This is a genomic window from Candidatus Vondammii sp. HM_W22 (genome assembly GCF_022530855.2).
Classification (GTDB): Bacteria; Pseudomonadota; Gammaproteobacteria; order Chromatiales; family Chromatiaceae; genus Vondammii.
The window spans coordinates 283,970-305,198 of sequence record NZ_CP099567.1; the positions used below are offsets into that span (position 1 = coordinate 283,970).

The 21,229-nt window shown below is 53.9% G+C and carries 15 protein-coding genes and 1 pseudogene; 7 read left to right on the forward strand and 9 right to left on the reverse strand.

What is annotated here, in order from left to right:
- Positions 1-442: 442 nt before the first annotated feature.
- From hemL to thiD, 3 genes are read right to left on the reverse strand one after another with little or no spacing between them, the layout of a single operon-like run.
- Positions 443-1,726: a glutamate-1-semialdehyde 2,1-aminomutase gene (gene hemL / locus MN084_RS01535; protein WP_241085131.1), complete on the reverse strand. Its 1,284-nt coding sequence runs from the start codon at positions 1,724-1,726 to the stop codon at positions 443-445.
- Positions 1,723-2,373 carry a thiamine phosphate synthase gene (gene thiE / locus MN084_RS01540; RefSeq protein ID WP_241085130.1) on the reverse strand — a complete coding sequence of 217 codons (651 nt, stop codon included), beginning with the start codon at positions 2,371-2,373 and terminating at the stop codon, positions 1,723-1,725. The genes hemL and thiE overlap by 4 nt, the downstream gene beginning before the upstream one ends.
- A gap of 12 nt (positions 2,374-2,385) precedes the next feature.
- On the reverse strand, positions 2,386-3,174 hold the full coding sequence (gene thiD, locus MN084_RS01545) for a bifunctional hydroxymethylpyrimidine kinase/phosphomethylpyrimidine kinase (RefSeq protein WP_241085129.1): 789 nt from the start codon (positions 3,172-3,174) through the stop codon (positions 2,386-2,388).
- A 202-nt stretch (positions 3,175-3,376) separates the two neighbouring features.
- On the opposite strand from thiD, the gene MN084_RS01550 reads away from it, so the two are divergent.
- Positions 3,377-3,796, forward strand: a complete 420-nt coding sequence (locus MN084_RS01550; protein WP_241085128.1) for a DUF5063 domain-containing protein — start codon at positions 3,377-3,379, stop codon at positions 3,794-3,796.
- A gap of 244 nt (positions 3,797-4,040) precedes the next feature.
- Here MN084_RS01550 and MN084_RS01555 read toward each other — a convergent pair whose 3' ends face one another.
- The 6 genes from MN084_RS01555 to def all read right to left on the reverse strand — a co-directional run bounded on the left by MN084_RS01555 (position 4,041) and on the right by def (position 11,041).
- Complete coding sequence (locus MN084_RS01555) at positions 4,041-5,408, reverse strand: sigma-54-dependent transcriptional regulator (RefSeq protein WP_241085127.1); 1,368 nt, start codon at positions 5,406-5,408, stop codon at positions 4,041-4,043.
- Positions 5,405-7,597: a sensor histidine kinase gene (locus MN084_RS01560; RefSeq protein ID WP_241085126.1), complete on the reverse strand. Its 2,193-nt coding sequence runs from the start codon at positions 7,595-7,597 to the stop codon at positions 5,405-5,407. The genes MN084_RS01555 and MN084_RS01560 overlap by 4 nt, the downstream gene beginning before the upstream one ends.
- Positions 7,579-8,034 carry a DUF4390 domain-containing protein gene (locus MN084_RS01565; RefSeq protein ID WP_241085125.1) on the reverse strand — a complete coding sequence of 152 codons (456 nt, stop codon included), beginning with the start codon at positions 8,032-8,034 and terminating at the stop codon, positions 7,579-7,581. Before MN084_RS01565 ends, MN084_RS01560 begins: the two co-directional genes overlap by 19 nt.
- A gap of 123 nt (positions 8,035-8,157) precedes the next feature.
- Positions 8,158-9,474, reverse strand: coding sequence for a 16S rRNA (cytosine(967)-C(5))-methyltransferase RsmB (gene rsmB / locus MN084_RS01570; protein WP_241085124.1), 1,317 nt, complete (start codon positions 9,472-9,474; stop codon positions 8,158-8,160).
- 5 nt (positions 9,475-9,479) lie between these two features.
- On the reverse strand, positions 9,480-10,418 hold the full coding sequence (fmt, locus tag MN084_RS01575) for a methionyl-tRNA formyltransferase (RefSeq protein ID WP_241085123.1): 939 nt from the start codon (positions 10,416-10,418) through the stop codon (positions 9,480-9,482).
- 89 nt (positions 10,419-10,507) lie between these two features.
- Positions 10,508-11,041, reverse strand: a complete 534-nt coding sequence (gene def, locus MN084_RS01580) for a peptide deformylase (RefSeq protein ID WP_241085122.1) — start codon at positions 11,039-11,041, stop codon at positions 10,508-10,510.
- Between the two features lie 143 nt (positions 11,042-11,184).
- Here def and MN084_RS01585 point away from each other — a divergent pair, with 143 nt between their 5' ends.
- The 6 genes and pseudogenes from MN084_RS01585 (at position 11,185) to MN084_RS01610 (ending at position 21,103) form a co-directional block, all read left to right on the forward strand.
- A complete protein-coding gene (locus MN084_RS01585; RefSeq protein ID WP_241085121.1) occupies positions 11,185-12,225 on the forward strand; it encodes a LysM peptidoglycan-binding domain-containing protein in 1,041 nt (346 codons plus the stop codon).
- A gap of 35 nt (positions 12,226-12,260) precedes the next feature.
- Positions 12,261-13,389: pseudogene (dprA, locus tag MN084_RS01590) on the forward strand (DNA-processing protein DprA).
- Between the two features lie 77 nt (positions 13,390-13,466).
- Positions 13,467-13,943 carry a DUF494 family protein gene (locus tag MN084_RS01595; RefSeq protein ID WP_241085120.1) on the forward strand — a complete coding sequence of 159 codons (477 nt, stop codon included), beginning with the start codon at positions 13,467-13,469 and terminating at the stop codon, positions 13,941-13,943.
- A 104-nt stretch (positions 13,944-14,047) separates the two neighbouring features.
- Complete coding sequence (gene topA, locus MN084_RS01600) at positions 14,048-16,327, forward strand: type I DNA topoisomerase (RefSeq protein ID WP_241085119.1); 2,280 nt, start codon at positions 14,048-14,050, stop codon at positions 16,325-16,327.
- A gap of 334 nt (positions 16,328-16,661) precedes the next feature.
- Positions 16,662-18,005 (forward strand): efflux RND transporter periplasmic adaptor subunit, encoded by a 1,344-nt coding sequence (locus MN084_RS01605; RefSeq protein WP_241085118.1) that lies wholly within the window; start codon positions 16,662-16,664, stop codon positions 18,003-18,005.
- Positions 18,005-21,103, forward strand: a complete 3,099-nt coding sequence (locus MN084_RS01610) for an efflux RND transporter permease subunit (protein WP_241085117.1) — start codon at positions 18,005-18,007, stop codon at positions 21,101-21,103. The genes MN084_RS01605 and MN084_RS01610 overlap by 1 nt, the downstream gene beginning before the upstream one ends.
- Positions 21,104-21,229 lie beyond the last annotated feature (126 nt).

Genomic DNA, 21,229 nt, shown 5'->3' on the forward strand with positions numbered 1-21,229 from the left:
TCTGTGGCATGCTCCCTAAGATGGCGACTCGGTCAACCCGAAAATGGATGAAGCGCCGAACCGCTATCGAGCCGGTTATTGGGCACCTTAAATCAGACAATAGGCTAACATCGAAACTACCTTAAAGCTGAATATGGTAATGAAGCTGATGTGGTTTTGGCAGCAGCGGGATATAATTTAGCCAAGTTGTTAGCTTGGTTTTATTGTGCTTGGATAAGGTTAGCGGGAAATCGTGTGATTATTCCGGATAATGGGCGGAGAATCAGATCTGAAAGGTTCAAGGAACTAGATTCTCGGTCTGATACTTCAGGGGCGACTTGTTAGGGTGTGACGACCTGGATGTTGTGTAAATAGTTTCAGCTGAGTCAGAATAAAGGGATACAGAGTTACGACTGTCCCCTGCGTCCCTTTTTGTTGCTGGCCTCTGGTCTGACAAAGTGGCTCAGGCTATCTCTTTAAATGCTTCGGCAGCAGCGCCTAATGTCGCTTCGATATCCTCGTCTGAATGGGCGGAGGAGATGAAACCCGCCTCAAAAGTTGAAGGAGCCAGATAAACGCCACGTTTAAGCATGGCGTGGAAGAATTTTTTGAACTGCTCCTGATTGCAGGCGGTGGATTGGGCAAAGTTGTTTACACTCTCTTCGCTGGTGAAAAAGAGGCCAAATATACCGCCGACCTGATTACTGGTCATGGGTACACCGGCGTTTTTGGCGCGTGCCAATATGCCTGCCACTAGTCGTCCTGTTTTTTCAGTCAGCTGTTCGAAGAAGCCGGGTTTGGATATCAGCTCCAGGGTTATCAGTCCTGCCGTCATCGCCACCGGATTGCCTGAGAGGGTGCCTGCCTGATAGACCGGCCCAAGGGGGGAGATTTTCTCCATGATCTTGCGTTTACCGCCAAAAGCGCCGACCGGCATGCCGCCGCCTATGACCTTGCCCAGTGTGGTGAGGTCAGGTGTTACCTTGTAGAGCCCCTGGGCGCTGTCGAGAGCGACACGGAAACCGGTCATCACCTCATCAAAAACCAATACGGTAGCGTATTGGTCGCAGATTTCCCGCAATCCTTCAAGGAATCCGGCCACTGGGGGAATGCAGTTCATGTTGCCAGCGACAGGCTCGACAATGATGCATGCAATCTCTTTACCTATTTCGGCGAACGTTTCCCTGACCTGTTCAATATTGTTGTAGTCCAGGGTAATGGTGTGTTCTGCCAATGAGGCGGGGACGCCGGGTGAGCTGGGCTCGCCTAGTGTCAGTGCTCCCGAACCTGCTTTGACCAGAAGGGAGTCGGAGTGGCCATGGTAGCAGCCTTCAAATTTCACGATCTTGTCACGGCCGGTGTAGCTTCGGGCCAGGCGGATGGCGCTCATGGTCGCTTCGGTGCCCGAGCTGACCATCCGTACCAGATCCATTGATGGCACCAGTTCGCAAACCTTGTCGGCCATGCGTGTTTCAAGCTCTGTCGGTGCACCGAACGAGAGTCCCTTATGGATGACTTTACTTACGGCATCGATCACTTGTGGATGCGAGTGGCCGAGAATCATCGGCCCCCAGGAGCCCACATAGTCGATGTAACGGTTGCCGTCAGGGTCGAAGATGTAAGGGCCGTTGGCATGATCGATAAAGACCGGGTCGCCGCCAACGCCTTTGAATGCCCGCACCGGAGAGTTTACTCCGCCTGGAATGTGTTGCTGGGCTTGGGTAAAGCGATTATTGGTTGTGGTCATGACGGCATTTTCTCCGGTTTTTCGAACAGCTGTCTAAAATTCTCGCAGACGGTGCGGATATCCGGCTGACCGAAAACGGCATGGACTACGGCCAACATGTCGGCTCCCGCCGCTATTAATGGGCCGCCATTGTCCGGCGTTATTCCGCCGATGGCAACTACCGGGATGTTCAGCTCCTTGCGGGCTCGTATCAATAGGCCAGGATTGGCAGCGACTGCAGCGGGTTTTGTGGTTGATGAGTGGAATCGGCCAAAAGCGATATAATCGGCTCCGGCGGCTCTAGCGCTTATGGCCTTGTTGAATTGGTTATAGCACGAGATGCCTATGATCGCTTCAGGTCCGAGCTTGCGCCGTGCTGATGCAATATCGTCATCTTCCTTACCCAAGTGAACGCCATCGGCCCCGATAGTGAATGCTAACTCAACATCATCGTTAATGATTAATGGCACTTGCATGGCACGACAGAGGCTCAGGAGTGATTGTGCCTCTTGGCAGCGTCTTTTCAGGTTATCCGTTTTGTCGCGGTACTGAATTATTTTAGCGCCTCCCGCCAGCGCTAGCTCGACCAGCTGACTGAGGATGCTGTCTGAAGCCAGTCTGCTGTCGGTAATGGCATATAGCCCTCTCAATGTTTCTCTTTTATTCAAGTCAGTCATCACTCAGGTTCTATATCCATGGAATCGGTTGGGCAAATGTTGTCCTCTGCCTGGGTGCCAGCCGGTAGCGAGTGCTTTCCAGGTGTATTCCTGAGCCAGGGATACGGCTTCCTGCAGTGGATTGCCGAGGGCCAGATAGGCGGCGGCGGCTGAAGCAATTGTGCAGCCTGAGCCATGGTAGCTCTCAGGCAGGCGTGGCCACTTGATTGAATCCGGGGCATGGTCGGTGCGGAATAGTGTATTGGTGACCTGATCGCTCTCCTCATGTGTCCCGGTGATAAGCACGGAAATGCAATTCGTTGCCTGCAGCGCCTTGGCACAGCTGTTCAGTTCGCTTTCTCCTGTCAGTCTTCGGGCTTCAATGGAGTTGGGTGTGATCAGCGTGGCTCGGGGAATGACCTGTGAAATCATCTCTTTTATTAGTTTCTCGCCAGCCAATTCGGTACCATCGCCCGCCGCAAGAACAGGATCAAGCACTACTGGAATTCCAGGGTGATCTTTGAGTAGTTCACCCAGCATCGTTGCCATGGTGGCGCTGCCGATCAGGCCTATTTTGATCGCTTTTACTGGGTAGTCCGCCAATACTGTTTCTGCCTGTTTTTGAGTCAGTTCCGGGTTTATCTCAATCAGTTCATGGACTCTTTGGCTGTCCTGAACAGTGAGGCAGGTGACAGCTGTCGTTGGGTGACATCCGAGTGCCGAAATTGTTTCGATATCAGCCTGAATACCGGCACCCCCACTGGGGTCCTGGCCGGCAATAGACAAAACTATGGGTAAATGTTTGGGTGGCATAATATATTTAGCTGGTCCGGGCGTAGGATATAAAGTATTTTCCGCACTGTTTGCGGAATGTCGTCTACAATTAGACCAGTATTTATCAAGTCACTCTACATATTGGGAGCGTTTTTTAAGATCCCGTGTTTAACTCTGGCGGGGAGAAGTCATGAGCCCTCAATTCACAGAAATGTCAAAAATTGCGACTAATTACTGCAATATGATCGAATCGGTTCAGGATGCCGATTTCAGCTGGCTCGAGCGGATGGAGCGTCTACTGCCCAAGCTGCATGCTGCTATTTCCGCACTGGGAGACCCGGATAGTGCAAAGGAGTTCTCTCTTGCCCCGGATCTTGATGCACGTTTTGAGCTGTTTGTAGAGTTGCGACGGCTATTGGGGCATCGCGATGGCTATTGGATGGAGTTTGACGTGGCTCAGGATGGCCAGACGATGACCGGCAGCCTAGCGGATGACTTGACGGATATCTATTGCGAATTGAAGCACGGCTTGCTGTTGATGGATCATGAACCTGGCCGTGCTATTGATGATTGGACAAGCGGTTATAAGGTGCATTGGGGACAGCACCTAGTGGATGCGGAGCGCCATCTTTACGAGTTGAGGAGCAGGGATCAGCTCTAACTTGCCCTATTTTTGAACATTGATTCACGAAAAAATCTGGGGTGTTTTTGATAGCATCTCCAGCTCCGTTATTGCGTCTTTTCAGTCAGGTGCTTCAGTGCTTGAAAATGCCAACTTAGCCTTGGCACAAGCCCTTTGGTTGGTACCATTGAGGCTAAGATGGTCGCCGTGAATTATTTATAACCACATGACAGACATGAATTAATAAGCTATTTATGACAGATATAGTGCATAACGCAGAGGATCAACGTCGATCCTTAATCTCAACACCCACCGCCCGCAATTTCCGGTAGAGGTGGGTACGCTCCATCCCGGCAGCTGCGGCTGCCTTGCTGACATTACCGGCATACTTCTTTAGTTGATACTCAAAATAGGCCTTTTCAAACTGATCCCTGGCTTGGCGCAGTGGCAGATCGAACGAGACCGGAAACTCTGACCCGGCCTGCATATCGAAACTAGCCCCACCTAGGGCCGCCTCCACCTCATCCTGGCTGATATCTTCACCTGCCCCAAGAATAAGTAACCGTTGAACAAGATTCTTTAGTTCCCGGATGTTCCCATGCCAGCTGTAATTACGTAAAAAATTCTGCGCATCTACCGCAAAACGGCGGTAAGGGAGTTTCTCATTGGCGACGTAACTCTCGACGTAATAGTTGAGAAGTTCAGGCACATCTTCCCTTCGCTCCCTTAACGGAGGAATGTGCAATGGCACCACATTCAAGTGATAAAAGAGGTCTTCACGGAAATGCCCCGCCTGCACCTCATCTTCCAGATTACGCTGAGTGGCGGCGATAATACGTACATCAATCTGAACTGGATCTTTCCCGCCAACCCGGAGAAACGAGCCGGTATCGAGCGCCCCCAACAGCTGAACCTGCGCTTCCATACCCATATCTGCCATTTCGTCCAGAAACAGGGTGCCACCCCTCGCCTGCTCAAGAACGCCATAGTGAATACGCCCATCCTCCTCACTGCCCAACAACTCCCTGGCAGAGTTATCCCTGGCTATGGCTGAGACACTCACCTCAACAAAAGGCCGGTCTTTACGTACACTCTGCCCATGCAGATAGCGGGCAAAGGTCTCGCGGCCGCTACCCGGCTCACCGGTAATCAACACCCAAGTGTCATGCTGGGCAATTCGCTTGACCTGCTCCCGCAGACGCTGAATTACCGCACTCTTGCCGGTCGGTTCCATCACATGCTCACTGTGACGGCGCAGCCCGATATTCTCCTGCTGGAGTTTGTCCACCTCCAATGCACGCTCCACGGTGAGCAGTAGCTTGGCAAGAGAGAGCGGCTTCTCCAGAAAGTCGTAAGCCCCCAGACGCGTCGCTTCAACCGCTGTCTCTACCGTGCCATGCCCGGACATCATAATCACCGGACAGGGAACCCCATCGCCCTCCGACCACTCTTTCAACAGAGTAATACCATCCACATCAGGCATCCAGATATCCAGCAGAACCAGATCCGGCCGGCGCTCTCTAAGCGCATGGCGTGCACTGTTTCCATCTTCCGCAATACCAACTTGGTACCCCTCATCCTGCAGAATCTCCTGGACCAGGGTCCGAATATCCGGCTCATCGTCCACCACCAGAATAAACGGTGCGCTCATGCTCGCGTACTCCTGTCGAATGTATTAATGATAGGTAATCGAAGAATAACGCTGGCACCGCCGCCGGAACGATTTTCCGCCCACACAATACCGCCATGCTCTTCCACTATTTTCTTTACCACAGCCAGTCCCAACCCGGTACCTTTGGTCTTGGTTGTCACATAAGGCTCAAACAGATGGGCCAGGGTTTCATCATCAAACCCGTGGCCATTGTCAGCCACCGACAATTCAATATACCGGCCGACTGTATCCAGCAACTCCCGACTATGTACTTCTATGCGCGGAGTAGCGCAATCGACCACCGCCTCCCGGGCATTTTTTACCAAATTATGCAGCACTTGCCGCAATCGCCCAGGGTCGGCTTCGATGCGCACGTTTTCGGCCTCAAATTTCACTTCAAGTTCTGACTCAAAACCGGCACTCCGATACAGATCCAGCACTTCTGAAATCAGCTGATCGAATACCACCGGCTCGGGATTCATTGCCGGTGGACGGGCATAGTCCGAGAAAGCATTGACCATCTCTTTCATCGCATCCACCTGCTGTACAATCGTGCGGGTTGCCCGATCCATAATCTCGGCGTCCTTGCCCGCCATCGTTTTCAGATATTTATGCCGCAGCCTCTCCGCCGAGAGCTGGATCGGCGTCAGTGGGTTCTTGATCTCGTGGGCCAGGCGGCGGGCCACTTCACCCCATGCCGCATCCCGCTGGGCTCTGATCAGCGCGGTAATATCATCAAATACCAAACCATAACCTTCCGACTCATCATCAGGCTGGGCAAGCGGTGTCCCGCGGCAGAGCAGCACCTGCCTGCCTTCGCCGCCAAACAGCGTCACCTGCTCCCGCCAGTCCCTGATATCCTGCTCAATCGGCGTTCGGATAGCATCGACAAACTGCTGCAGTTGGGGAGAGAGGATGGCCAGCGAGTCCAGAGGCTGGCCGGTCAGGCGGGCAAGATCAATCCGCAAAATATCACAGGCTGCCTGATTGGCGGTACGTACCCGCCCCCCGGCATCCAGCGCCATCACTCCGGATGAGAGCCGCCCCAGCACAGTCTCCAGATAGGCCCGCTGAGCCTCAACCTGATGCTGGCTGCGGGACGCTTCATCACGTGAGTGGGCAATGCGCCGGGTCATGGCATTAAAAGACGACACCAGGAAGCCCAGTTCGTCCCGCGCTTTTGGCAGGGGTAACTGCATATCGTAATCGCCCTCGGCAACGGCCTTGGTCGCTTCGGCAATATCCGCCACCGGGGCCACCAACCGGTGTGACGAGAAAAAAGCGGCCCAGATAGCGGATAACAGGCTGAACACCAGCACCAGGGCCAACGCCAGGGTAAAGGTCTCTTTTAAACTGTTGCGGAGAAACGCCAACTCCTTATAACGGCTATAGGCATCCTGTACCTTCTCCGTCAGCTCAGCAACATTGATCGAAGTTGGATAGGATGCACGCAGAATACGCCCCCGGGTCTGATCACTCACAACCACCAATACCTCCAGCAGATAATCCGCCTCACTGCTCGGCACCAGACTGACAAAATTACTCCCTGAGCGGACTTGCTGCAGCGTTACGCTATCGAGCTTACTGGGGACAAGATTACTCGGATCAACATTGACGCCTGCCACCACCCGGCCAGATGGTTCCAGCAGCACCAGTTCGGAAGCACCAAACTGTCCCCGCAGGTCTTCCAGGCTAAGACTGAGGCCCGCCCTGGAGGAGGTAGCGGAAAGCTTAGACATGAGTAATTGTGTTGTTTTCAGCCGTTCGCGTTTATGCAGATCTAGAGAGGCCTTACTCAGCTCCAGTGCGTCCTCCATTGCCTGGTCAATCTGGACATCGAACCAACTGTCGACCCCCTGCATCAGGAATTGCTGAGAGTAATAGTAAACTACGGAGACGGGTAGCAGAGAGATCACCACAAACATTACCACCATTCTTAGGGTGAGCCTGGAGCCGGAAGCATGCCTTCGATAACGGGTGATCAATTGAGCAACATTGACACCAACTACAATGATCAGGGCAACCAGCCCGACGATGCTGGAGACCAAAAGTGGGATAAACAGCCGACTCAGCTCTTCTGTATTTTGCAGCGCACTGCTCATCAAATGCAGGGATACGAGCACCAACACCAGTAGCGCAACGACTGGCAGCCGACCGGCAGTAAGGTGTTTCAGTATCTTAAGTGCCATAGACTCCAACCACTGGAAAGACTCCAGTCAGGACTAAGATAGGCCAATGGCCTGAGCGGCATGGGCAAGGCCTCTATATCCAGCGTCGAACGCAGCGCCAGGGTGTAGTCTTCCCCGGCCTGCAGCTTACCCTGTTCAATCACCTTCACATCGGATAGCCGCCCAAGCGCGGTCAGGGCAGCCGCTCGGGTAACAAAATTCTGCTGATCCCCTGACTGAAGATCGATGACCTGGTAGAGACCCGCCAGGGCGTGGTAGCGAATTTGATAACGCAGCTTCACTCCTGCCAGATCCGCCTCCCAGATCCAGGCACTGCTTCTACGCAGCTGAAGATGGATTTCGAGAGTCAGGGGCACGCCATTATGCAGCGCCTCAAAAGCTTTACGGGAGAAGCGGTATTCAATTTCAGCGCTTGCCAGATAATTTCCTTCGTCCAAGCGAGCCTGCAGACCACTGATCAGGAACTCGTCGGCTGATACGGGCGAAAAGGAGGCGAGTAACAGCAACCAGAGACAGCTTTTGTTAAGGGTCAAAAATATCCGGCGAAATAGTCTCAAAGGTCAAACCTTTTCAAGGCAGGCATAGTAAAAACCATCCATGGTCGCTTCACCGGGAAGTGTCTGTCGGCCAACCCGGCGCTGGTGGCCCCAAGCCTTTTCAATCGGCTTCTCCCTAGCATCTTCCTGTGTTTCCAGGAAGTGTGCCACCTGACTCTCATTCTCTTGTGCAATCAAGGAACAGGTGGCATACAGAAGCATACCGCCAGGTTTAAGCAAGGGCCAGATAGCGGTCAATATCCGCTGCTGCGTCTCAACCAAAGAGGGGATATCATCACTACGTCTTAGTAATTTTATATCGGGGTGGCGCCGGATTACGCCGGTCGCGGAACAAGGTACATCCAGTAAAATACGGTCATAACGCCGGGCCGCCCAATCACCCTCCGGATTGTCGGCATCACCTTGAACAACCTCCCCATCCAGCCCTAATCGCTGAAGATTCTGATCGATGCGCATCAGCCGCTGCCGGTCCAGGTCAACTGCGGTCAAAGTGACGCTGTCAGGAATAGATTCCAGGATATGGCAACTCTTGCCCCCCGGTGCGGCACAGGCATCCAGTACCAATTGACCGGGCTGCAAATCAAGCAGAGGCGCCGCCAACTGGGCACCGCCATCCTGTACCGACACGAGACCCTCGGCAAAGCCAGGCAATTTCTCTACATCAATCGGGCTATCCAGCACTAGGCCCGTTAGCGTGTGGGGAATGGGTTTGGCTGCAATTGAGGCCTGTTTCAACCGGTCAAGATATGCTATCCGGTTTACCCTTGCAAGATTGACTCGCAAACTCATCGGCGGATGGGTATTCGATGCTGCCAATATCTCAGGCCACTGTTCAGGCCAGCACCGCTGCAATTTTTTCAGCAGCCAGGAAGGTGTTGCGTAACGCGCTTCGGGCCTGGTATCCACGGCAATAAGCAGTGCTTCCTGCTCCCGCTGGAATCTGCGCAGCACCGCGTTAATCAAGCTCACAGCCCATTTTTTATTCAACAACCGGGCAGCCTCAGCCGTCTCGCCAACAGCAGCGTGCGGCGCCACGCGCATGTAAATCAGCTGATAAAGCCCAACCAGGATCAGCGCCTTCACCTCACCCTCTTTCGCTTTGATTGGCCGCGAAAGCAGCTTGCCAGCTATCGCCTCCAGGCGAACTTGCCAGCGAGCGACACCAAAACAGAACTCCTTGACCAACGCACGATCCCTGGGGTTAACCTGCTCCAAGCCGCCAGCCAGTAGATCGGAGATAGAGCGCCCATCCGCCAATTGCCTTAACAGGATGGCAGCAGCAACCCGGGGGTTTTTCTGTGCAGCGGATTTAATCTGCATCCGACTCAACCAAGCAACGCGCCTTCAAGATCGTGGGCGTTGAGAAAATCTGCCGCGCTCATCGCCCGCTTGCCCGGCATCTGCAACTTGACGATGCGCAGCAGGCCATCAGACGTTGCAACATCAATTCCATCTCTATTGCAGGCTACGACCCTGCCCGGCCCAGCTTCACTGGCCTGGTCTATAAGTAAAGATTCCCAGATCCGCAAAGGTTTTCCCTGGTAGTCAGCCTGGGCCACTGGCCATGGATTGAAAGCCCGCACCTGGCGATCAAGTTCGGCCGCACTCAGCTTCCAGTCGATTTTCGACTCCGCCTTATCCAGTTTGCTGGCGTAATTGGCCAGTGCATCATCCTGTGGCTCTGCCTGCAGGCTACCCGCAGCAATTCCCGGCAGCGCCTCCATCAAGGCCTCTCCGCCCAAAATAGAGAGCCGGTTGTGCAATTCACTCGTCGTGTCACTCTGGCGAATAGGTGAGGTGCGCTTCAGCAGCATGGGACCGGTATCCAGCCCCGCTTCCATCTCCATTATGGTAACGCCGGTTTCAGCATCACCGGCCAGCACAGCCCGGTGGATTGGTGCAGCTCCCCGCCAGCGGGGTAACAGGGATGCGTGAATATTGATACAACCCAGCCGTGGAGCGTCCAGAATACGCTGGGGCAGAATTAGCCCGTAGGCCACCACGACCATGAGATCGGCGCCAAGAGACTCCAGGGCAGCACAATCCTCTTCGGCCTTAAAATTCTTTGGTTGAAAAACCGGCACATCATGGGCCAGCGCCAACTGCTTCACCGGGCTGGCAGTAAGCTTTCTTCCCCTGCCGGCAGGCCGATCGGGTTGGGTATAGACCGCCACCACCCGATGTGGTGAGTCCAATAATCCCTGTAGTGGCGGAACTGAGAAATCCGGTGTCCCGGCAAAAATAATATTCAGTGTGTCACTCATCTCTAATCAACCTTGGTGAAATCGCCTGAATCGGCCAGTTTGGGAACCATGTCGCAGCATTTTCCGGATGGGAAGATCAACATTATGCGCTAAATAGCGCGTTTCACCGTCTCCGGATCAGACTGCTTTTGACGACTCTCTTTTTCAAGCTTTTTACGGATTCGCTGATGTTTCAGGTTGGATAGGTAATCAATGAACAGTTTTCCATCGAGGTGATCTATCTCATGCTGGATACAGACGGCCAAAAGACCATCGGCTTCCATTTCGATCGTATCGCCCTCTCTGTTCAATGCGCGAACCAAAATGTGCTTTGCCCTGGTCACTTTCTCGTAGATGCCGGGAACAGAGAGACACCCTTCATCCATCTTCTCTTCACCCTCTTTCTGCAGAATTTCCGGATTAATCAGGCAGATAGGCTGGTCGTGCTCGTCGGAGATATCGATCACCACCACCCGCCGCAAGTCGTTGACCTGGATCGCGGCAAGCCCGATACCGGGGGCCTGATACATGGTCTCAAGCATGTCGTCGAGCAGTTCACGCAGAGAATCGTCGACCTTTTTAACCGGCCTCGCCTGATTGCGCAATAGGGGATCGGGAAAGTGGAGTATATTCAAAATTGCCATTGGCTCACTGTAAATCTATAGCATGATGATAAAATGGCCGGCTAAGGTTATGATGATACAGGATTCTGTGCCCCTTTTTAGGGACAAAATTTTTTAGTTTCAAGAATCAGGAAACAATTCAAGCTAACGCTAAAGGGATCGCCATGCCTAAATTTAGATACACGCTCGCCAGTTTTATCCTTGGTCTGCTCGTTTCCATGGGTGCATTGGCTGCTGATCCGGTTGCCGTCAATCCTTCCCATCCAGAGCGCTACGTGGTAGTCAAGGGCGACACCCTCTGGGATATATCCGGCCATTTTCTCCGTGATCCCTGGCGCTGGCCTGATGTCTGGCACGTCAATTCCCAGATCGCCAACCCACATCTGATTTATCCAGGTGACGTCATTGTTCTGACCTATGTCAATGGGCAACCCAGGCTCACCCTGGAGCGGGGATCTCTGGTCAAACTTTCCCCAAGGGTCCGCTCAACACTCCTCGATGGCGCTATACCCGCAATCCCCATAGACGCCATTCACCAGTTCCTGACCAGACCCTTCGTCATGGATAGGGAGGCCATGGAGAGTGCGCCCTATGTTATCGCTTTTGATGATGAGCACATCATCGGTAGCAATGGCGTCAAAGCCTATGTAAGGTCTATCGACAGCGAAGACAATACTCAGTTCGACATTATTCGTCCTGGCGGCCCTTATAAGGACGCTGACAGCGGAGAGATTCTCGGCTACGAGGCGCTCTTCGTCGGCAGCGGCGCTCTGATACGTCTTGGCGACCCTGCCACGGTAACACTCAATAATATAGAGATTGAAACCACCAAGGGCGACCGGGTGATGCCAATCGCAGAGGAAGAGCCACTGGAGACATTTTACCCGAAAGCACCAGGACAACAGATATTTGGAAGCATTATCGATGTACTTGGCGGCGTCACCCAGATCGGCCAGTATCATGTTGTAGTCCTGGACAAAGGGGCCGGTGACGGCCTGGAGCCCGGCAACGTACTGGCTATCGATCACCGCGGCGAAACCGTTAAAGACAATGTATCGAAGGACCCGAAAGATACCGTAACGCTGCCGGACGAATCGGCCGGCCTGCTGATGGTATTCCGTACCTTTCCGCGGGTCAGCTTCGGACTAGTAATGCACGCTACCCGAGCTATACATGTTCTGGATCGGGTCCATAATCCTGAGTAAACCATCAACGACAGGAAGGGGTGGTACCATGAGTCATGGATGACACTCACTCCCCTGATAACAATGAGCTGAAGTATTGGCTTGCCCTGCTGTACACCCCCGGATTGGGGAGCGTGGGTATAAGCAAACTGCTGGAGGTGGCAAAAACACCCCAGGCGCTATTCAGCAAAGAGTATATCGGCCAAAAACAGCTGTCGGATAAAATCCGCACCTACCTTCGCTCACCTGATTGGCGCAGCGTCGACCGGGATCTGGAGTGGGCCTCTCAGGAGGGGCACCATATCCTGGCTCAGAACGATTCCCATTATCCCCGGCTGGTCATTGAAACCGGCAACCCCCGATAGTGCTCTTTGTCCACGGCGACCTGGAAGTACTGGCGAAACCGCAACTGGCCATTGTCGGCTCCCGCAACCCAACCGCATCCGGCCGTCAGACGGCAGGGGAATTTGCCCGTTTTCTGGCTGCATCAGGCATCGTTATAACCAGTGGCATGGCCACTGGAATCGATGCTGCCGCCCACCAGGGAGCACTGGCGGCCGGTGGCACAACCCTTGCGGTAACAGGCACCGGCCTCAATCGGGTTTACCCCGCACAGCACCGTGATCTTGCCCATCAGATTAGCGAACAGGGAGCACTGGTATCTGAATTCCCTCTTGAGACAAAGCCACTGCCAGGTATTTCCCACGCCGCAACCGCATCATGAGTGGCCTCAGCCTTGGGACGCTGGTGGTAGAGGCCGCGGTTCAGAGCGGCTCTTTGATTACCGCCAGGCTGGCCGCAGAGCAGGGGCATGAGGTTTTTGCCATTCCCGGCTCCATCCATAACCTGCTGGCCCGCGGCTGCCACAGCCTGATTCGTCAGGGTGCCAAATTGGTGGAGACCGCTGCCGATATCGTTGAGGAGCTTGGGGCGCTTCTGGGCACGCTCGAAGTCGCCCCCGCCCCTACGGAGCATCTCGCCGGGACCAGCAGGAGATGGGATGCTGACTATCATCAGCTTCTGGAGGCTCTCGGCTTTGATCCTATTTCCGTTGACCAGCTGATTCAGCGTTGCGAATTGACCGCAGAGGCGATTTCATCCATGCTGCTGGTACTGGAGCTTGAAGGTTATGTATTATCTGCATCAGGTGGCCTATACTCCCGCACCGGGAAAACTGGCATCTAGGGGCCTGCTCAAAAAAGGGCTCCATAGTACTCCGTCAAGATGATAATGACGGAATGCAATATGGTACAACGAATAACATGAACGAAAATGTCGTCGAAATTTTGATCTATCTCTATGAGAACTACATGGATAGTGAGCAAAACGCGCTGTCAGATCAGGATCAACTCCACGAAGAGTTGGTGCGGGCCGGCTTTACCTCCAAGGAGATCGCCAAGGCCTTCCTCTGGATGGATGAGCTTGCACTGCGCCAGAGTTCGCAGTATTTTCGACCACACACAGAGCACTCCATCCGTATCTACACAGGTGAAGAGTTGGAGCGCCTGGACACAGAGTGCCGCGGCCTGTTGCCGTTCTTGGAGCAGAATGGCATTCTCGATCAGGCTGGACGCGAACTCGTCATTGATCGCGCTTTAGCGCTGGACACTCATACAGTGGTTGTGGATGATCTGAAATGGGTAGTGCTACTGGTCCTCATCAATCAGCCTGGGCAGGAGTCAGCTTTTGCCCAAATGGAAGACTTGGTGTACAACGACGTTCCGGTCCACCTGCACTGATTGCTGGCACCTTGAATCCGATGGGAATCGGAATTGGCTAATTTAACGAAAACAGCAGACTGCTGTTTTTTTACCGTAACGACCACTGAATTGACTGGCCCTAGATGAATCTAGTTATTGTTGAATCCCCTGCTAAATGCAAAACGATCAAGAAGTATCTGGGAAAGGATTATGAAGTCCTTGCCTCCTATGGCCATGTCCGCGACTTGATACCTAAAGAGGGAGCGGTAGACCCTTACAACGATTTCCAGATGAAATACCAAGTCATCGAGAAGAATGAACGCCATGTTCAGGCTATCGTCAAGGCGTTGAAAAAATCCAATGCCCTGTTGCTCGCAACGGACCCGGATCGCGAAGGAGAAGCCATCTCCTGGCACCTGTATGAGCTGCTGAAAAAACGCAACCTATTAAAAAATAAGGCAGTACACCGAGTTGTTTTCAACCAGATCACAAAAGAAGCGGTCCAGAATGCCGTGGCAAACCCCAGAGACCTCTCCATGGATCTGGTCAACGCCCAGCAGACGCGGCGCGCTCTTGACTACCTAGTGGGTTTCAACCTCTCCCCCCTGTTGTGGAAAAAAATCCGCCGCGGTCTCTCCGCGGGCCGGGTACAGAGTCCGGCGCTGCGCATGATCGTGGAGCGGGAAGAGGAGATTGAGGCGTTCAAGGTCAGAGAGTACTGGACTATTGAAGCGGACCTTCTGAAAGAGAAACAGGGATTCAGTGCCAAGCTGACCCGCTACCAGGAAGAGAAGTTGGAGCAGTTCAGCATTACCGACGCAGAGAGTGCCGCCGAGGCGGAAAAACGCCTGCTGGCAGCGGCAGATGGCAAACTCCGGGTCGAAAAGGTCCAGAAAAAACAGCGCCGGCGTAACCCCGCCGCGCCTTTCACCACCTCCACCCTGCAGCAGGAGGCGGCTCGTAAACTCGGCTTTACCACCCAGCGCACCATGCGCACTGCTCAGCAACTCTACGAAGGCATGGATACAGGTGACGGTGCAACGGGCCTGATCACCTACATGCGTACCGACTCGGTCAATCTTGCCGAGGAGGCCGTGGCGGAATTGCGTGACTTTATCATCAAACGCTATGGCAGCGACCAGCTTCCCCCACAACCCAGGCAATTCAAAACCAAATCGAAGAATGCCCAGGAAGCCCACGAAGCGATACGCACAACATCGATATTGCGCACCCCGGAAGTGCTGGAGAAGCACCTGACCAAGGACCAGTTTCGCCTCTATCAACTGATTTGGAAGCGCACCATCGCCTGCCAGATGATCCACGCCACCATCAATACAGTAACGGCAGATCTCTCCTGCAGCAAAGACAACACTTTCCGCTCCAACGGTTCGACGATTGCGAATCCCGGTTTCATGGCGGTTTATATGGAGAGCGTGGATGATGCAAGAAAAGGCGATGGCGATGAGAAGATGCTGCCGCCGCTGAAAGAAGGTGAGGAGATTCCCCTCAAGGCGATCCGGCCGGAACAGCATTTCACCGAGCCACCGCCAAGGTACAGTGAGGCCAGCTTGGTGAAGGCCCTGGAGGAGCATGGTATCGGCCGTCCTTCCACCTACGCCTCCATCATCTCCACCCTGCAGAGCAGGGAGTACGTACAGCTGGAGAAAAAGCGTTTCCACCCCACTGACGTGGGCCGGGTGGTCAAAAAGTTCCTGACCAAGTACTTCACCCAATATGTGGATTATGACTTTACCGCCAGACTAGAAGATGAATTGGACGCCATCTCTCGGGGCGAGGAGGAGTGGATTCCGCTGCTCAGACAGTTCTGGGGTCCATTCAAGGAGCGCATCGACCACACTCAAGAGAACGTCAAACGAAGCGACGTCACCCATGAGTCATTGGAAGAGGCCTGTCCTCAGTGCGGCAAGCCACTCTCCATCCGTCTCGGCAGACACGGCCGGTTTATCGGCTGCACCAACTACCCTGAGTGCGACTACACGCGCGACCTGAATGGCAACAAGAAAGATCAGGAGGAGCCGGAAATTGTAGCGGGCCGAAAATGTCCAGATTGTGGCTCGGATCTGGTGATCAAGCGCGGTAAATACGGCAAGTTTATCGGCTGCACCAGCTATCCTGACTGCCGCCATATCGAACCCCTGGAAAAACCGGTGGACACCGGCGTCAGCTGCCCAAAATGCAACAAAGGCTCGCTGATGCGGCGTAAATCACGCCGCGAGAAGACCTTCTACTCCTGCTCAACCTATCCGGACTGCGAATACGCCATCTGGAATGAGCCCGTGGCCGAACCCTGCCCACAGTGCGGCTGGCCGGTATTGAGTATAAAGACAACCAAGCGCAAAGGCACCGAAAAAGTCTGTCCGCAAAAAGATTGCTCGTTTGCTGAGCCCTGTGAAGAGAGCTAGGCTCCATGCTCCGCGTAACAGACCGATAGAGCACATTATTAGAAGCCGGGTATGTATCTCTACTCAGAAAATGGGTACGAAAGAGTAGCTTCCTACCGATGTTTTGCAGGGCGTGAAAATAGATTTCAACAAGCATACATTTGCTTTTTATTTAAAAGCTCTCTGTCCCAGGCTGCTATTTTAGATCAAACAGCATCCGGCAATTGGGAATGCTCAACGCACTCCCATCCAGTTTCCTCTATATTGCACGGTGCTTTATGGGACAATTCCACAATCATGCCGTCGTAATAAGTTAATTCAACCAATAATCAGAACTGTCCGGAGCTCTCTCCCTATGACAAGAAAATGGGTCATTATCGTCCCGGTCCTGGCGGGTATCGCAGCCATTGCTTTCCTCAAGCAGAACAAGATGAAACCAGTCCAGGAGCCGATAAAAGAGCAGGCAAAACTGGTCAGGGTGATTGAGGCACCAAGCATCACCATCATGCCCCGTGCCATCGGACATGGCACGGTAAAACCAGCGCGCAGCTGGGAGGCGGTATCCCAGGTAAAAGGAAAAATCCTAGAGAAGCATCCAAAGCTGCTAAAGGGTGGATTTGTGCAGGCAGATACCGTGATTCTGCGGATCGATCCGACGGATTACGAACTGGCTATCGCCCGCACCCAAGCCGATATCCAGGCCACCAAGGCACAACAGCAAGAGCTCAATGCCAAGGCGGCCAATACCCGGGCATCCCTGAAAATCGAACAAGCCGCCCTGATTCTGAGTGAGAAAGAGCTGGCACGCAAACGTAAACTGATCGGAAAAGGGAGTGTCAGCCGCTCGGACCTGGAAAACCAGGAGCGCTCACTGCTGGGTCAGCAGCAAAGTGTCCAATCCCAGAGCAATACGTTGAATCTTATCCCCAGCCAGAAGGCACTGCTGGAGGCTCAGCTGGCCAGGCATCAGGCAACGCTGGCCACTGCCCGCCGGGATCTGGCCAACACCGAAATACGCATACCCTTCACTGGCCGTATTGCCGATGTAAAGGCTGAACAGGATCAGTACATACGTGAGGGCGAGGTACTGGCTACGGCCGATGACCTGCAACTGGCTGAGGTGGAGATACAGATCCCCATGAACCAGATGAGCAATCTGATACATTCAACGCAAAGCGGCAACCCGCTCAATGCCGCCTCAGGGTCTGCACTCAACTCCCTCGGCCTGTCCGCGACAGTCAAGCTTGAAGAGGGGGAGCTATCCGCCACTTGGCAAGCCCGTGTCGCCCGTTTCAGTGACACCCTGGACCCCAAAACTCGCACCATCGGCGTTATCGTAGAAGTAGAAAAACCTTATGCAGAGGTAACACCGGGCATTCGCCCTCCTCTTTTCAAAGGCCTCTTCGTGACAGTGGAACTGGCAGGCAAACCGCGTCCTGACAGCCTGATCATCCCACGCTCTGCCCTGCATGGCGGAAAGATCCATATTGCCAGCAAAGAGAACCGGCTGGAGATCCGTGATATCACCGTTGAGCTGACACAACCTGAGTTTGTCGTTATAGATTCCGGCCTTAATCCAGGCGAGCACGTGGTGGTATCCGACCTGATTCCTGCCATTGAAGGCATGCTGCTCAAGCCCAGCAATGATGATCGCGCTCTCCAGCGGCTGATACAGATCACCCAAGAAGGCAGCCGTTGATGATCACCTTCTTCGCCAAACACCCAACGGCTGGAAACCTGCTGATGCTGTTTCTGGCGGTACTCGGCCTCTCCGCCCTGCCAACCCTGCAACGGGAAACCTTTCCTGACTTTGCCGCCCAGAAACTGCAAGTAACCATTGCCTACCCTGGTGCCAGCGCAGAAGATGTGGAGGAGGCAATCTGCCAGCGCCTGGAAGATGCCATCGATGGCATCAGCGATGTCGTAGAGATGACATGCGAAGCCCGGGAAGGGGTGAGCATCTCCGTGGTTGAGATGGAAGAGGGGGGAGATATCACCCGCTTCATGGATGACGTGAAAACAGAAGTAGACGCCATTGACAGTTTTCCCGAACAGGCTGAACTGCCTGTGATCAAGGAGCTCGGCCGTACTGATCAGGTCGTCTCAATTGCCATCACCGGGCCTATGTCCGTCAGGGACCTGAAGGCCTATGCTGAACAGGTCAAAGTGCAGATGCAGCAGCTGCCGAATGTATCTCAGATCGATATCACCGGCTTCTCGGATCACCAGCTTCGCATCGAGGTACCCACCCTCGCTCTGCGTCAATACGGACTCAGCATGTCCGATATCGCCAACAGCATAGCCCGCCAGGGAATCGACCTCCCTTCCGGCTCACTGGAGACCAACGACCAGGATCTGCTGATACGCTTCACAGACCTGCGCAGAACGCCTGAAGAGCTAGCCGACCTGATAATAGTAAGCGCTGACTCTGGTGCCGAAATACGACTGGAAAATATCGCCACAATCATCGACCGGTTTGAGCGGAATGAGGATAAAATTTTCTTCAATGACAAGCGCGCCGCTGTACTTCAGGTGATCAAAAACAAACAAGAGGATACCCTGGTGGTAATGGATACGGTAAGCCGCTTTCTGGAAAAGCAGCGCTCCATGGCACCCGCCGGCGTGGAATATTTTGTTACCCAGGATAAATCGTCCATCGTCCGCGATCGTCTGAGCTTGTTGCTGAAAAACGGCGCTCAGGGATTGGTGCTGGTGTTTCTCACCATGTGGCTCTTTTTCCAGGGGCGCTTCGCCTTCTGGGTCGCCATGGGCCTGCCAATCTCATTTCTTGGCGCACTCTATTTCATGAGCATTCTGGGGCTGAGTATCAACATGATCACCATGGTGGCACTACTGATTACCATTGGTCTGTTGATGGATGACGCCATTGTTATCTCAGAGAACATCGCCACCCATCTGCGTAAAGGAAAAAACTCCCTGGAGGCTGCGATCGCCGGCACCCGGCAGGTTGCCCCGGGTGTCATCGCCTCATTTCTCACCACCATAGCGGTTTTTGGCCCCCTCGCCTTTCTCGCGGGAAATATGGGCAAGGTACTGCAGTTCGTACCGATGGTGCTGATCCTGGTCATTGCTGTCAGCCTGATAGAGGCTTTTCTGATTCTGCCGCACCATCTGGCACACTCCCTCAAACACCATGAGAAGGATACCTCCAAATTCCGCCAGGCTTTCGACAATAAGCTGGCAAATTTTCGCGACCACACGCTCGGCCAGATGGCGGATTTTGCCGTCCACCAGCGCTATTGGTTTATCGGTGCCATTATTGCCCTGTTCCTGCTCAGCATCGGTATGCTGGTGGGTGGAAAGCTGAAATTTCAGGCATTCCCAGACATTGAGGGTGACATTATTGAAGCCCGCATTCTGCTTCCACAGGGCACCCCCCTGTGGCGTACAGAAGAGGTGGCAATGCGGATCACTGACGGCATGAAAAGCGTCGATAAAGCATTCACTCCCCTGCAACCGGATAAACAGCAGCTGGTAAGGAATATCCAGGTGCGCTTCAACAAGAACCTCGACGCCAATGAAACAGGAGCCCATGTGGCCACAGTCACGGTTGATCTGCTCACGGCGGAAAAGCGTAGCGGCCATTTGGATGACATCATCAACCGCTGGCGCAAAGAGGTGGGTGAGATACCGGATCTGATCGCACTCAATTTCAAAGAGCCGACCATTGGACCTGGCGGCATCCCTCTGGAGATCCGACTGAAAGGGATAAAACTGGACCAACTGAAACAGGCTTCCCTGGAACTTCAGGAGTGGCTTTCGCGCTACAAAGGCGTGTTCGACCTCTCCGATGACCTCCGCCCCGGAAAACCGGAATTGCGTTTACGCCTGCGTGATGGCGCCCTGGCTCTGGGTCTGGATGCCTCCACCATCGCCAATCAGCTGCGTGCCGCATTCTACGGTACCACCGCCAGTGAAATACAAGTGGGCCCGGAAGCCTATGAACTGGACGTACGGCTGGCAGACAGAGACCAGACAACACTGAACGATGTCGAGAGTTTCAGAATCACCACTGCGAAGGGGGATCAGATTCCCCTGAGTGCAGTGGCCATCATCGAACAGGATAGGGGCTATGCACGAATCAAACGTGTAAATGGGGCGCGCACAGTGACCATCACCGGTGACATGGATACACGGCTGGCCAATGCCCGTGAGGTGATCGAGCACACCAAACAGGCATTCCTGCCCGACCTTCTCAAGCGCTATCCGGATGTTAGCACCAGTATTGAGGGTCAGTCGAAAGAGACCAACAAGACGGCTGCATCCATGTTACGCGGTTTCAGCATCGGCCTGGTTGGCATCTTCATCCTGCTCAGCTTCCAATTCCGCAGCTATGTGGAGCCATTGGTCATCATGATGGTCATACCCCTGGCATTGATTGGCGTGATCTGGGGCCATCTTCTGATGGGGCTCAGTCTCACCATGCCGGGCGTTATCGGCTTTGCCTCACTCTCCGGCATCGTGGTCAATGACTCCATCCTGCTGGTGGAGTTTTTCAAGTTGCGGGTACGGGAGGGCCATCCCGTGGTCGAAGCGGCAAAGCTCGCCAGCCGCGAACGCTTCCGTGCCGTGTTGCTCACATCCGTCACCACTATCGCCGGGTTAACGCCACTTCTGCTGGAAAAAAGCATGCAGGCCCAAATCCTGATCCCGCTTGCTACCAGTATTGTTTTCGGGCTGCTGACCACCACCGCGCTGGTGTTGTTGGTCATTCCCGCAATGTTCAGCATTCTGGATGACTTTGGCGTACTTGCCGAAAATCCAGAGAAAGAGTAGCGGGCAGAGACAATGAACTGGCATCCGTGGCAAATCATCAGCCTGTAGCGCACCGCATGAAATGCGAACGCTGGACATTTAACTTGCGAACGCCGATCACGCCAAAATAGCCTGAGGTTTAAAGCT

Excerpts from the sequence above, each read along its gene's own strand:
- hemL (WP_241085131.1), bottom strand. The coding sequence starts at position 1,726 with ATGACCACAACCAATAATCGCTTTACCCAAGCCCAGCAACACATTCCA.
- thiD (WP_241085129.1), bottom strand. The coding sequence starts at position 3,174 with ATGCCACCCAAACATTTACCCATAGTTTTGTCTATTGCCGGCCAGGAC.
- MN084_RS01550 (WP_241085128.1), top strand. The coding sequence starts at position 3,377 with ATGATCGAATCGGTTCAGGATGCCGATTTCAGCTGGCTCGAGCGGATG.
- MN084_RS01555 (WP_241085127.1), bottom strand. The coding sequence starts at position 5,408 with ATGAGCGCACCGTTTATTCTGGTGGTGGACGATGAGCCGGATATTCGG.
- MN084_RS01560 (WP_241085126.1), bottom strand. The coding sequence starts at position 7,597 with ATGGCACTTAAGATACTGAAACACCTTACTGCCGGTCGGCTGCCAGTC.
- rsmB (WP_241085124.1), bottom strand. The coding sequence starts at position 9,474 with ATGCAGATTAAATCCGCTGCACAGAAAAACCCCCGGGTTGCTGCTGCC.
- fmt (WP_241085123.1), bottom strand. The coding sequence starts at position 10,418 with ATGAGTGACACACTGAATATTATTTTTGCCGGGACACCGGATTTCTCA.
- def (WP_241085122.1), bottom strand. The coding sequence starts at position 11,041 with ATGGCAATTTTGAATATACTCCACTTTCCCGATCCCCTATTGCGCAAT.
- MN084_RS01585 (WP_241085121.1), top strand. The coding sequence starts at position 11,185 with ATGCCTAAATTTAGATACACGCTCGCCAGTTTTATCCTTGGTCTGCTC.
- MN084_RS01595 (WP_241085120.1), top strand. The coding sequence starts at position 13,467 with ATGAACGAAAATGTCGTCGAAATTTTGATCTATCTCTATGAGAACTAC.
- topA (WP_241085119.1), top strand. The coding sequence starts at position 14,048 with ATGAATCTAGTTATTGTTGAATCCCCTGCTAAATGCAAAACGATCAAG.
- MN084_RS01605 (WP_241085118.1), top strand. The coding sequence starts at position 16,662 with ATGACAAGAAAATGGGTCATTATCGTCCCGGTCCTGGCGGGTATCGCA.
- MN084_RS01610 (WP_241085117.1), top strand. The coding sequence starts at position 18,005 with ATGATCACCTTCTTCGCCAAACACCCAACGGCTGGAAACCTGCTGATG.